General features: G+C 62.3%; 10 protein-coding genes. 6 read left to right on the top strand and 4 right to left on the bottom strand.

Annotation, left to right across the window (positions count from 1 at the left end):
- The first annotated feature begins 120 nt into the window (after positions 1-120).
- The 4 genes from AC3IYG_RS08965 to AC3IYG_RS08950 all read left to right on the top strand — a co-directional run bounded on the left by AC3IYG_RS08965 (position 121) and on the right by AC3IYG_RS08950 (position 6,211).
- Positions 121-1,257 (top strand): thiolase family protein, encoded by a 1,137-nt coding sequence (locus tag AC3IYG_RS08965; protein ID WP_489313421.1) that lies wholly within the window; start codon positions 121-123, stop codon positions 1,255-1,257.
- Between the two features lie 73 nt (positions 1,258-1,330).
- Positions 1,331-2,455: an efflux RND transporter periplasmic adaptor subunit gene (locus AC3IYG_RS08960; protein ID WP_489313420.1), complete on the top strand. Its 1,125-nt coding sequence runs from the start codon at positions 1,331-1,333 to the stop codon at positions 2,453-2,455.
- Between the two features lies 1 nt (position 2,456).
- On the top strand, positions 2,457-5,561 hold the full coding sequence (locus tag AC3IYG_RS08955; protein ID WP_489313419.1) for an efflux RND transporter permease subunit: 3,105 nt from the start codon (positions 2,457-2,459) through the stop codon (positions 5,559-5,561).
- A 77-nt stretch (positions 5,562-5,638) separates the two neighbouring features.
- Positions 5,639-6,211, top strand: coding sequence for a TetR/AcrR family transcriptional regulator (locus AC3IYG_RS08950; RefSeq protein WP_489313418.1), 573 nt, complete (start codon positions 5,639-5,641; stop codon positions 6,209-6,211).
- A gap of 45 nt (positions 6,212-6,256) precedes the next feature.
- On the opposite strand, the gene AC3IYG_RS08945 is transcribed toward AC3IYG_RS08950, so the two are convergent.
- From AC3IYG_RS08945 to AC3IYG_RS08935, 3 genes are all read right to left on the bottom strand, one after another.
- Positions 6,257-7,060 carry an SDR family NAD(P)-dependent oxidoreductase gene (locus AC3IYG_RS08945; RefSeq protein WP_489313417.1) on the bottom strand — a complete coding sequence of 268 codons (804 nt, stop codon included), beginning with the start codon at positions 7,058-7,060 and terminating at the stop codon, positions 6,257-6,259.
- Positions 7,061-7,118: 58 nt separating this feature from the next.
- Positions 7,119-8,174, bottom strand: a complete 1,056-nt coding sequence (locus AC3IYG_RS08940) for an aldo/keto reductase (protein WP_489313416.1) — start codon at positions 8,172-8,174, stop codon at positions 7,119-7,121.
- 268 nt (positions 8,175-8,442) lie between these two features.
- On the bottom strand, positions 8,443-9,651 hold the full coding sequence (locus AC3IYG_RS08935; RefSeq protein WP_489313415.1) for an alpha/beta hydrolase: 1,209 nt from the start codon (positions 9,649-9,651) through the stop codon (positions 8,443-8,445).
- Between the two features lie 343 nt (positions 9,652-9,994).
- On the opposite strand from AC3IYG_RS08935, the gene AC3IYG_RS08930 reads away from it, so the two are divergent.
- The gene (locus tag AC3IYG_RS08930; RefSeq protein WP_489313414.1) at positions 9,995-10,267 is read left to right on the top strand and encodes a hypothetical protein; all 273 of its coding nucleotides are present in this window, start codon (positions 9,995-9,997) and stop codon (positions 10,265-10,267) included.
- Between the two features lie 29 nt (positions 10,268-10,296).
- Here the strand turns inward: AC3IYG_RS08930 and AC3IYG_RS08925 are convergent, their stop codons facing one another.
- Positions 10,297-11,787, bottom strand: a complete 1,491-nt coding sequence (locus AC3IYG_RS08925; protein ID WP_489332173.1) for an MFS transporter — start codon at positions 11,785-11,787, stop codon at positions 10,297-10,299.
- A gap of 130 nt (positions 11,788-11,917) precedes the next feature.
- On the opposite strand from AC3IYG_RS08925, the gene AC3IYG_RS08920 reads away from it, so the two are divergent.
- Positions 11,918-12,850, top strand: a complete 933-nt coding sequence (locus tag AC3IYG_RS08920) for a LysR family transcriptional regulator (protein ID WP_489313413.1) — start codon at positions 11,918-11,920, stop codon at positions 12,848-12,850.
- Positions 12,851-12,874 lie beyond the last annotated feature (24 nt).

The raw sequence follows: 12,874 nt of genomic DNA, 5'->3' as shown, positions 1-12,874 counted from the left end.
AATTATGATTATCATATTTAGCATTCGGGTGCGCCCTGACAGCTCGGCAAGCCCAGGCAGATCTTGTTCCATCCACTGAGCGCTCCGCGAAGCCAGCTTCGCATCATGAGGACCACCACCATGCAATCGATCGTAATCGCCGGCTTTGCCCGTTCGCCTTTTCACTTCGCGAAAAAGGGCGCCCTGATCAATATCCGCCCGGATGACCTGGCCGCTCAAACGGTGAAGGCGCTGGTCGGCGGGCTGGACATCGACCCCAGCGAGATCGAAGACCTGATCATGGGTTGCGCCTACCCGGAAGCCGAGCAAGGCATGAACATCGCCCGCATCACCAGCTTTCTCGCTGGGCTGCCGGACACCCTGGGGGGTGCCACCGTCAACCGCTTCTGCGGTTCATCGATGACCGGCGTGCACTTCGCCGCCGGACAAATCCTGCTCGGCGCCGGCGAAGCCTTCATTTGCGCGGGCGTGGAATCCATGACCCGCGTGCCCATGGGCGGCTTCAACATCGCGCCCAACCCGACGCTGATGCGCGATTTCCCGCAGGCCTACATGTCGATGGGCCAGACGGCGGAGAACGTCGCCGAGCGCTATGGCATCGGCCGCGAGGAACAGGAGGCTATGGCCATCGACTCCCACGCCAAGGCCGTCAATGCCCGCGCGCGGGGATATTTCCAGCAAGAAATCGTGCCGATCGACACCCCCGAAGGCCTGATCAGCGAAGACGGCTGTATCCGCCCCGGCACCGATGCCGAGGGGCTGGCCAAGCTCAAGCCGGCCTTCGGTGGCAGTGTCACGGCCGGCACCGCTTCACCACTGACCGATGGCGCCGCCGCGGTTTTCGTCTGTACCGAGCAGTTCGCGCGGCGCTGGAAGCTGGAGATCCTGGCCAGGGTCAAAGCGGTGGCCGTGGCCGGTTGCCCACCGGAAATCATGGGCATGGGCCCCGTGCATGCCACCCGCAAACTCCTGCAACGCGCCGGTTTGAACATCGCCGACATCGACCTGATGGAAATCAACGAAGCCTTCTCCAGCCAGTCGATCGCCTGCATCCGTGAGCTGGGCCTGGATATGCGCAAGGTCAACCTGGACGGCGGCGCCCTCGCCCTCGGTCACCCGCTGGGTGCTACCGGCGCGCGCATCACCGGTAAGGCGGCTTCTTTGCTGAAAAGAACCGGCGGCCGTTACGCCGTGGCCACTCAATGCATCGCCGGCGGCCAGGGTGTAGCCACTTTGCTCGAAGCCGTCGACGCCTGAGATCGAGCCCTGGTTCGGGCAGCGATGCCCGGACCACTCCCTTCGTACCTGCTTGCACCCTGAGGTCTTCAGCATGTCATCGACAACTTGGGTTACCACTAAACTCGCACCCATCGCCCTCCTGCTCGTGCTCCAGGGCTGTAAAAGCGAAGCCGACACCAAGGTCGTGACGAGTGCCCCACGCCCGGTGCTGTCGGCCCTGGTGCAACCGGCCTCACGCCAGGAGAACGCCTATACCGGCGTGGTGGCGGCACGCACTGAAAGCAATCTCGGTTTCCGCGTCAGCGGCAAAATCGTCGAGCGCCGTGTCGACCCCGGTGAGCGGGTGGTACGCGGCGACATCCTGCTGATCCTCGATATCGAGGATTTCGAACTGGCCTTGCGCGCCGCCAGCAACCGCGTGCGCGCCGCCCAGGCGCAATTGCGTCAGGCCCGCGATGACCAGGGCCGCTACAGCCGCCTCTCGGCCTCGGGCAGCATCTCGAAACAGACCCTGGATCAGGCCACCACCGCAGTGCGGGTCGCCGAGTCCGATGTGGCGGCCGCGACCTCCGAAGCCCGACAGGTGGAAAATCGTCGCAGTTATTCGACCCTCACCGCCGATGGCGACGGCATCATCACCGACGTCCAGGCCGAGCGCGGCCAAGTGGTCGCCGAAGGCCAGATCGTCGCCAAGCTGGCCCATGACGGCGCCCGCGAAGCCATCATCAACATTCCCGAAACCCAGCGCGAGCTGGCGGCCAATGGCGCCCAGGCCTTCCTGCTCGGCGCCCCCGGACAGGCGGTGCAGGCCAAGCTGCGCGAACTCTCGGCCGCCGCCGATCCGGCGACCCGCACCTATCGCGCCCGCTATATCCTCGAAGGTAATTCCGCGCGCTTCCCGATCGGTTCGACCATCACCGTACGCCTGCTCAACGCCGGCCAGCAAGGCTATACCCGCGTGCCGATCGGCGCCCTGCACGACACCGGCAAGGGACCAGGCGTGTGGCTGATCGACGAAGTCGGAAGTATCGACTTCAAAGCGGTGCAGGTGGCCAAGCTCGGTCAGGAATATGCCGTGCTGCAATCCGGCGTCAGCCCTGGCCAACGAGTCGTGGCCCTCGGCGCCCACCTGCTGCATGCGGGTGACCGGGTGCGGGCGTTGCCCATCCCTGGGGATATTGCACCGGTAAGCGTTACAGCGGCGCGGAGCGAATAGCATGCGCAGCCTGAACCTTTCCGCGATCGCCGTGCGCAACCCGGCGGTAACCCTGTTCCTGATCATCGCCGTGGTGCTGGCCGGGGCCTTCGCCTTCAGCAAACTGGGCCGCGCCGAAGACCCTTCGTTCACGGTCAAGACCATGACAGTGACCGCCGCCTGGCCCGGCGCCACCGCCAGGGAAATGCAGGAGCAGGTCGCCGACCCACTGGAGAAACGCCTGCAGGAGTTGAAGTACTACGACCGCGTCGAGACCATCGCCCAGCCCGGCTTCGTCTCGATGAAGATGAGCTACCACGAGTCCACGCCCCCTGGCGAAATTCAGGACCTGTTCTACCAGGCGCGGAAAAAACTCAGCGACGAAGCCGTGAACCTGCCTCGGGGTACCATCGGGCCGTTCTTCAACGATGAATATTCCGATGTCTACTTCGCCCTCTACGCGCTGGAGGCAGAGCACCTGCCACATCGCCAGCAAGTGTTGATGGCCGAAGACCTGCGCCAGCGTTTTCTGCGCCTGCCCGGGGTGAAGAAGGTGAATATTCTCGGCGAGCAGACGCAGCGGATTTTCGTCGAATTTTCCTATGAGCGGCTGGCCACCCTGGGCATCACCCCGGAACAGATATTCTCGGCCCTGGCTACGCAAAACAATGTGCTGCCCGCCGGTTTCGTCGAAACCGCCGGCGCCCGCGCCTACATCCGTATCGACGGGGCGTTCGATACCCTGGAGCGCATCGAAAACGTGCCGGTGGTGGCCAATGGCAAGGTGCTGCGCATCGCCGATGTCGCCAGCGTCACCCGCAGTTACGAAGACCCGCCGCGCTACCGCATCCGGCACCAGGGCCAGCCGGCCCTGATGCTCGGCCTGATCATGGACGAGCATTGGAACGGGCTCGAACTGGACAAGGTGCTGCAAAGCGAAGAGGCGAAGATTCTCGCCGGCCTGCCGCAGGGTATCGAGTTCGAGAAAGTCTCCGACCAGGCCAGCAACATCCGCTCCGCGGTTGACGAGTTCATGCTCAAGTTCTTCGTCGCGCTGGCCGTGGTGATGCTCATCAGCCTGCTCGCACTGGGCTTTCGCGTCGGCCTGGTGGTCGCCGCCGCGGTGCCGCTGACGCTGTCCATCGTCTTCGTGCTGATGCTGATAACCGGGCGCGAATTCGATCGCATCACCCTCGGCGCCTTGATCCTCTCCCTCGGCCTGCTGGTGGACGACGCCATCATCGCCATCGAGATGATGGTGGTGAAGCTCGAAGAAGGCCTCGACCGCTTCGAGGCCGCGACCTATGCCTGGAGTTCGACCGCGGCGCCGATGCTGACCGGCACCCTGGTGACCATCATCGGCTTTCTACCGGTGGGTTTCGCCCGTTCCGGAGCAGGCGAATACGCCGGCAATATTTTCTGGATCGTCGGCTTCGCGCTGATCACCTCCTGGCTGGTGGCGGTGATTTTCACGCCGTACCTGGGGGTCAAGTTGCTGCCACAGATCAAACCCATGGCGGGCGGCCACGATGCGATTTATTCCAGCAAATACTATGAGCGCCTGCGCGCCTTGGTGCGCGGCTGCATCAAGCACCGTTACCTGGTGATCGGCCTGACGGTAGCCGCCTTTCTCCTCGCGGGGGTCGGCATGGGTGCGGTGAACAAGCAGTTCTTCCCCAACTCGGACCGCTCGGAGGTGATCCTCGAGGTCTACATGCCGCCGGGTACGGCCTTCAAGGCCACCGAAGCGGTGGTTGCCAAGGTCGAACAGGCGCTGTTGCAGGAACCGCAGACGCAAGTCGTCAACGCCTATGTCGGCGGCGGCGCACCGCGCTTCTTCCTCTCGCTCAACCCGGAGCTGCCGGACCCGGCCTTCGCCAAGATCATCGTCCAGACGGCAGACGCCAAGGCCCGCGACAGCCTGAAGCGGCGCATGCGCGAACGCGTTGCCGCCGGCGAGTTTCCCAGCGCGCGGGTGCGCGTCACGCAACTGCTGTTCGGCCCACCGGTGCCCTTCCCGGTGGTGTTCCGGGTCAGCGGCCCGGATCTCGACGGCCTGCGCGATATCGCCGAAAACGTCCGGCAGATCGTCGCCGCGAACCCGCTGACCCGGGATGCTTTCCTCGACTGGGGCGAACGCAACAGCGCCTATCGCCTGGTGCTGGACCAGGATCGCCTGCGCCTGCTCGGTTTCACCCCCAGCGAGGTAAAAACCCAGGTCAACGCCTTGCTCACGGGCAACCCGATCACGCAAGTACGCGAGGGTATCCGCAGCATCCCGGTGCTGGCCCGGGCGCAGAACAACCAGCGGGAAAACCTCGACGGCATCGAGGGCCTGACAATCACCAACAGCGCCGGGCTGTCGATTCCGCTGGAACAGGTCGGGCATTTCGAGGCCACCATGGAAGACCCGATCCTCAAGCGCCGGGACCGCGACAGCACCATCGAGGTCCGCGCCGATATCGTCGACGGCACCCAGCCGCCGGATGTCGAGCTGGCGGTGTTTGCCCAGTTGCAGGGTTTGATTGCGCAATTACCCGACGGCTACCGCATCGACATCGGCGGCCCGGTGGAGGAAAGCGGCAAAGCCAACAAGGCGCTGGCCGCACTCTTCCCGGTCATGCTGTTGCTGACGCTGGTGGTGATCATGTTTCAGGTGCGCTCGTTCGGCGTGATGTTCATGGTCTTCGCCACCGCGCCCCTCGGGCTGATCGGCGCAGTGCCGACCCTGCTGCTGTTCAACCAGCCGTTCGGTTTCAACGCGATCCTCGGTTTGATCGGCATTGGCGGCATTCTCATGCGCAACACCCTGATCTTCACCGACCAGATCAAGCAGAACGAACACGCCGGCATGCCGATCCATGAGGCCATACTCGAGGCCACGGTCCGGCGTGCCCGCCCGGTGGTGCTCACGGCCCTGGCCGCCGCCCTCGCCTTCATTCCGCTGACCTTCTCGGTGTTCTGGTCGGCGCTGGCCTATGTGCTGATCGGCGGCGTACTCGGCGGCACGCTGATCACGCTGTTGTTCCTGCCGGCCCTGTGCACGCTGGTGCTGAGCAAAAGGCCCGAGACCCAAGCCACCATCCAAGACCTCGCAACCGTCGGCAACCCGCCTGGAGGCCACTGAAATAGCTGCTTCAGCGCAGCAAAGCGGGTAGTATTACAAGCAGCATTTTTATATCCGACTCTGTGGAGGCCTAAGCCGTGCGGTATTCAGGGGATCACAAGGCGCAAACCCATCAGCGCATCATCGATGAAGCCGCCGAACGCTTTCGCCGCGACGGCGTGGGCGCTACCGGCTTGCAACCGCTGATGAAAGCGCTGGGGCTGACCCACGGTGGTTTCTATGCGCACTTCAAATCCAAGGATGATCTGGTCGAGCAAGCCCTGCGCGCAGCGGCGGACAAACTCGATGCGGCCTGTACGCAGATGTTCCGCGAAGACAACCCGCTGCCGCGCTTCATCGAGAGTTACCTGTCCAGCGAGCACCGGGCCAATCCGGGCAATGGCTGCCCGCTGCCAACCCTGTCCGCCGAGTTGGGCCAGCGTGGCCAGCCGAGCACGATCAGCGATAAGGTGGTGCAAGGGCGCTTGGCCGTGATCGAGGCCGCCCTGCCCGCCCCGGACGCGGCCGAACAGAGCATTGCGATCCTCTCGACCCTGGTCGGCGCGCTGGTGCTGGCGCGCAGCGTCGCCGACCCGGCGTTGTCCGACCGCATTCTGCAAACCGCCAAGCGCCAGTTGCTGCAACAAGTCGACGGCAACCCCGCACAGTAAACCTTCGCGCTGAGCGGGCGACCCTGGCGGCCGCCCGCTGAGGGTTCAGTTGCCGGTTTTGTAACGCTCGGCAGCATGGTCGTGCGACAGGTTGGGGCCGAGCTTTTGCCGGGCGGCGACGAAGGCACTCCAATCGCTGGCGTCGGGCAGCGACGGAATGGTGATCAGCTCGCCCTGATCGAAGCCCGCCAGGGACGCATCCACCATCTCCCCCACGTCCATCACCATCGCAGCCGGAATCCGATCGGCGTCGATCCCGCTGCGCTCCCAGATTTCCGTACGCGTGACACCCGGCAGCACCGCCTGCACGCGGACGCCCTGCGGGCTCACCTCCTGCTGCAGCGACTGGCTCAAGCTCAGCACATAGGCCTTGGTGGCGCTGTAGGTGGCGTTGAACATCTCCGGCGCCAGAGCCACGACCGAAGCCAGGTTGATGATCGCCCCGCGTCCGACGGTGGTGAAATTGCCAGCCGCAGCCGCCGCCAGACGGGTCAAGGCCACCACGTTGAGCTGGATCATACTGTCGAACTTGTCCAGGTCGGCAGTGATCAACGGCCCATCCATCGCCACCCCGGCGTTATTGACCAGCAGGCTGATGGATGCATCGCTACGCAGCCGTTGCTCCACCACCTGCAGGTCGGCCTTGTCAGTCAGATCGGCTTTGAGCACCTCGACCTTCACCCCGGCTTCGCCGCTCAGGCGCTCGGCCATGCTGTCGAGCCGGTGCCGGTCACGGGCGACCAGTAGCAAGTCGTAACCACGGCGCGCCAGACGGTCGGCATAGGTCGCGCCGATACCGGAAGATGCGCCGGTAATCAGCGCCGTGCCTTTTGTATTTTGCCTGCTCATTGCAATTCTCCAGGGCTAAGGTGAGCCCGATCAGGAAGAGGACTGGGGATCATCAGGGTCAAGCCACGGGTAGCTGCGGATAGTCGAACGACTCGTGCCGGCCACCCATCAGACTAGGTTGGGATTCTTTCATCTGCACATGGGGCACCCCCAGTTCGACCGCGCTGGCCGCATCGAGCCGGGCGACCTGGTCGGCGCTGAGCTGCACCGCGAGCGCCCCCAGGGTTGCATCGAGTTGCTCGCGGGTGCGCGAGCCGAGAATCGGAATCAAGCTGGTGCTCGAATGCGCAGCCTTGTGCCGCAACCAGGCGATAGCCGCCTGCGTGGCGGAGACACCCAGTTCTTCGGCAACCGCCAGCAGCGCATCGAGGATGGCGGTTTCGCGGGCGCTTTTTTCGGAGTGGATCAGGATGCCGAGTTTGGTCAGCCGTCCCTCGTCGCTTTCACGGTATTTACCGGTGAGGAAACCACCCGCCAACGGCGACCATTGGGTAACGCCGAGCCCCAGTGCTTGTGCCATCGGCATCAGCTCACGATCCGCCGTGCGTTCAGCCAGGCTGTATTCGATCTGGATACCGGCGATCGGCGCCCAGCCGCGTAACTCAGCCATCAGGTCGGCCCGGGCGATGCGCCAGGCGGGAAAGTTGGAAAGCCCGGCATAGAGGATTTTGCCGGAACGAACCAGATCGTCGAAACCGCGGAGAATCTCCTCCATGGGTGTCACGCCATCGTCCAAATGCGCCCAATACAGATCGATCCGGTCAGTGTTCAACCGCTTCAGGCTTTGCTCGACGGAACGGATCATGTTCTTGCGGCTGTTACCCGTCAGCGAAATCCCGTCGGCTGGGGTCGTTCGCATCGTGTACTTGGTGGCCAAGACGAAATGATCGCGTTGCGCAGCGATGAACTCGCCCACCAACTGTTCGGCCTGCCCAGCCTGGTAACCATTGGCGGTGTCGATGAAATTACCGCCGGCCTCGGCATAGCCATCGAAGATTTTCTTCGCCTCGTCACGCTCGGCGCCATGCCCCCAGCCCGTACCGAAATTGCCCGTGCCCAGCGCCAGCTCGGACACCCGCAGGCCTGTGCGTCGACCAAACACCTTGTATCGCATGGAGCATCCCCTCCGACTCATGACTGACAAAGATCGCGACCACGCTAGATTATGGTCATAATTCATTAATTATATGCTGATCATAATTTAAAACGTCAAGGGAGTTTTAAGACCAGAAAAGCGCAAGGCGAGAAAGGCTCAGCAAGGGGAAGGTCTTAGCGCGACGGGACGGCCGAACAGAAGCCTCAACCGCCGGTTTTCGTCAAGGCCGGGGCAAAGCAGGAAAACAGCCTCAAGGCCCTGTGATGCAGGCCTTGAAGCTTGAGCGTTAAGCGGGGGCCGGGCGATCTTCATCCCACTGCGGCTGAAATTCTGGCCGGCTGGAGCCTGCAACCAGAACCAGCCGTGCGCTTTCTACCCGCCTCGTAGGAATCACCAGTCGGTCCATCGCTCCGTCCAGCGTGAGTGCCAGGTCCAGCGCGAAGGTCTCATCGCCGATGTGCCACGAATGGTTGAAGGTCCCGACGAAATTCGAGCGTTTCGGGTCCTTGCTCAAAAAATAGGCAGAGCAGTCGACATTTACCGCCTTTTGCGGAATATCCGCAGGAAGCCCAACCCGCCCCGCGCGCGGAGAGGCACCAAGACGTTTCATGTTCGACACGCCCAGGACTTTGTCGTAACCATTGGAGTAGTTCGTCAGGCGGAATATTCGATCGTACATCGGGGTTGACCAGTCAGAACCGGCCGAAAGCGAGGCACTGGAAACATCTCCGGCAATCAGGACGACTTGAGCGATCCGCCAAGGCTTCCTGAAGAAATCCCCATTCTTCGCGGCTTGGGCAAAGGCATCCATAATCACATAGGCGCCTGTCGAATGACCGAGAAGGTGCACATTGATAGTACAAGGCGCAGTACCTTCCTTACTGGGAAACTGGGCCTCGATGAGAAGTTCCAGTGCATCCCCAATCAACCGCCGAGCAACAAAAGATGCATCTTGGCGATCCTCCAGATAATTCAAGGTCGAGTTGTCACTTGGCCAGTCAAAACCGACGACCAGTCCTTTCCAACCCTGCTTGGCCAAGCTTTGCTGTAGTGTGCGAGTGCGCCACAACACTGTCGGACCGTCGTTGTTGTAGCCATGGACAAAAAACAGAATATTGCCCGTAACACCGGTAATTTCGTCCTCCGCTCCATCTGCGGCCGCAATAACGGCCTTCTTCCAGCGCTCTTTACTGATCATATCGGCATGACTGTAATCCTTCTTCGTTGAAGATATGCGCAGAAACGTGGAGTCGCCCGGCTCGGCGGTAAAATTACCTTTATCGTCAATGCCACGCGTGCAAATCAAGAATGTACTATTTATAGCCATATATTCACCTTCCATTGTCGTGAACAATACAACTACCGTAAAGCCAGCCCGCCACCTGGGAATTTGACGCCGGCTCCACAATTCATCTTGGCGCACTGCAACATGACGACCCGCTGAACACTCCACTTTAAACACAGATTTAAAAGCAATAATGGAGACGACTTGCAACAACCAAGTTGCGACTGCAGCACAGAACACGCTAGTACCCGAACTTCGTTTTGTCCATTGACTTATAACCGCAACCCGTTGCAATTCAACGTTAGTTCTAAAGACTGCACAAACAGCGCAGACTTATAACGAGATGGATTGCTTTATAAATACCTTTGCCACCTTTTGCGTGATGTCAGCCTGAAGCTAGCCGCCGGCCTGATAAGCCGCTGTGTACCGTCCATTGTGAAACGGACTCAAGGCAACGACGCCAGTCCGCGGCACTGACTTCAAGAGCGGCTATGTTGGACAGCGTTCCTGAAGACCTGGCCTTACCCCCGCTCGAGAAGCCATCTTCAGGTCTATGGATTGGCCAGGCAGCTGCCAAGCGGGCCGGCTGTGCTGCTGGCGGATCGCCCAAACCAATCTGGTGCTGGTGACCTTCCTGATTCCGCTCAGCGCCACTCTGCTCGGAGGGCTGGTGCTGGGTGAACATCTGCAAACCAAGCATTTTCTCGGCATGGCCATGATCGCGGTCGGCCTCGCGGCTATCGACAGCAGAGTGGTCAAGGCTTTCAAGCCGCGGCCCAAGACCGCTCCGTCGGACCCGGAGAATTTTCTCGGCAAGGACATCTAGCCGTAAAACTGCCGACGCAGAGGTCGATCCTATTCAAGGCCACGGCCCTCCTCCGCTTGACGATTTGCAGGAGCGGCCCGGCTGGCAAGAGCCCGGCTGGCAAAAGCAATGGCGAGAGCCACGACTAGCAGAACGGCGGCGACGGCAAAGGTAATTCGCATACCGCTGGCCACGGCTTCCGGCGGCGCTGTGGTGATGTCGGTCGCCGCCGATGCCAGGGCAAACACGGCGCCCATGACCGATGCCCCGGTGATGAGGCCAAGATTGCGCGACAGGCTTAGCATGGCGGCAATGACGCCGCGCTGGTCCGGGCGAACATCCATCATCACCAGCGTGTTGTTGGCCGCCTGGAACAAGGCATAACTGGCGGTGACAACAACGATGGGGGCGATGTAGCCGAGAACTCCGAAACTCGCAGGGATCATGGATAGAGCGCAACAGCCACCCGCCATGCCGACGAGCCCGCCCCTGGTCATGGATGGAGCGCCAAAACGGTCCACTGCGCGGCCGGCCGGCACGCCGGTCAGCGCGGCAACCAGCGGGCCGACCGACAAGACCAGCCCCACCAGCGCGGCTTCGTGCCCCAACGCGGCAGACAGATAGAACGGCCCGACCACCAGGCTCGCCATGATCACCGTGGACACCAGCGTGCTCATGGCCAGACTGCCGCTCAACAACGGATCGCGTAACAGCGCCAATTTGATCAAAGGCGATGGGACTCTGGCCTCGACGAGTACGAAGAGGCCGACGCCGCAACCCCCAGCGAGCAACAGCAGGATGTTGAGTTGCCCGAAAGCGCCGCGCCCCAGGGTCATGGCCAACGCATAGGCCGCGAGGCTCAGGGCCAGCAGCACGGTACCGAAATTGTCGAAGCCCGCTCGCTCGACCTTCGCCTCCCGGGGATCAACGGGCAGGTAGCGATACGCAAGAAGAAAATTCACCACGCCCAGTGGCACGTTGACCAGGAAAATCGCCTGCCAGCCAAGGCCGGCGATCAATACGCCACCGAGCGCTGGACCCAGCGTGGTGCCCAGCGCGGACAGGGTGCCCAGCAGCCCCATGGCGCTCCCGGTCTTAGCCTTCGGCACCGTCTCACCGACCAACGCCACGGTGAGGGCCAGCATGATGGCCGCGCCGAGGCCCTGCACTGTACGGGCGGCGATCAGCCAACCGAGCGTGGGCGCCACGCCGCACAGAAGCGACCCCGAGGTGAAAATGACGATTCCACCGAGCAACAAGCGACGACGACCGATGAGGTCGCCGAGCCGTCCGACGCTGACGATCAGCGTGGTGATGGCGAGGAGATAGGCCAGGACGATCCACTGCACCGCCTGGAAGGAGGCGCCGAACGCCTGGGACAAGCTCGGTAAACCGGCATTGGCGATGCTGGTGTCGAGTGAGGGCATCAACACCGACAGCGAAAGGCTGGCGAGCGCCCAGCGCGCCGATGGGGTCAGTTGCGCGCTGGCAGCGACGGCCTGATCGCCGCCTGCTGGGCCTGGTTTGGTGATGAGTTTCATTGTTTGGCCGCTCCCGAAATCTAGTCATCAGGAGCCTATTCCCGCCCATGACAAGGCGGAAGGCGCAGCATTTGCACTTGATACATGCAGCTAACGCCATGTAATCCGTAAGCCATGCTAGATTTGCCGCATGTCGACCCCTGATCTCAACTTGCTGATTACCCTGGACGTGCTGCTCGCCGAAGGCAGCGTCGCGCGCGCAGCCCAACGCTTGCGGCTGAGCCCGTCGGCGATGAGCCGGGCCTTGGCGCGCTTGCGCAAGACGACCGGCGATCCGCTATTGGTCAGGGCCGGACGCGGCCTGGTTCCTACACCCCGAGCGCTGGAACTGCGCGAGCGGGTCAGGCAACTGGTGCAGGACGCCGAAGCAGTTCTGCGCCCGGCAGAAAAACTCGACCTCAAGCAGCTCGTTCGCACTTTCACCCTGCGGACCCGCGACGGTTTTGTAGAAAATTTCGGACCGGCGCTCATTGCCCGCATCAGCCAGGAAGCACCCGGCGTGCGCTTGCACTTCGTGCAGAAGCTCAACAAGGACAGCGCCTCACTGCGCGATGCAAGTGTCGATCTGGAAACCGGTGTTGTAGTGGACACAACCAGTCCCGAGCTGCACACGCGGGCGTTGTTCCAGGATCGTTTCATTGGCGTGGTGCGCGCGGGGCACGCGCTGAGCCAAGGCGAGATCACGCCCTCCGGTTATGCGGCCGGCATGCACATCCTTGTCTCGTCGCGCGGTCTGGATAAGGGGCTGATTGATGAAGCCTTGCAGCCCCTTGGACTGGAACGGCAAATCGTCACTATCGTGGGTGACTTTTGTGCCGCGCTGGCGCTTGCCCGGGCCTCGGACCTGATCGCTACGGTTCCCGAACAACACACCAGAAACCTGCGCGACGGCCTGTACAGCTTCCCCCTTCCGCTCTCCACGCCGCAAATCACGGTCTCCATGCTCTGGCACCCGCGGATGGATGCCGACCCAGCGCATCGCTGGTTGCGCGGATGCGTTCGCAAGGTTTGTGCGGAGGAATCCGGTGATTCTTCGACCTGCGGAAAAGTCGCCGAAGACTGAAGTGACATCACGAGATATCGACCC

Source organism: Pseudomonas sp. KH_027 (assembly GCF_057838565.1).
This window is presented reverse-complemented; position numbering and strand designations above follow the sequence as displayed.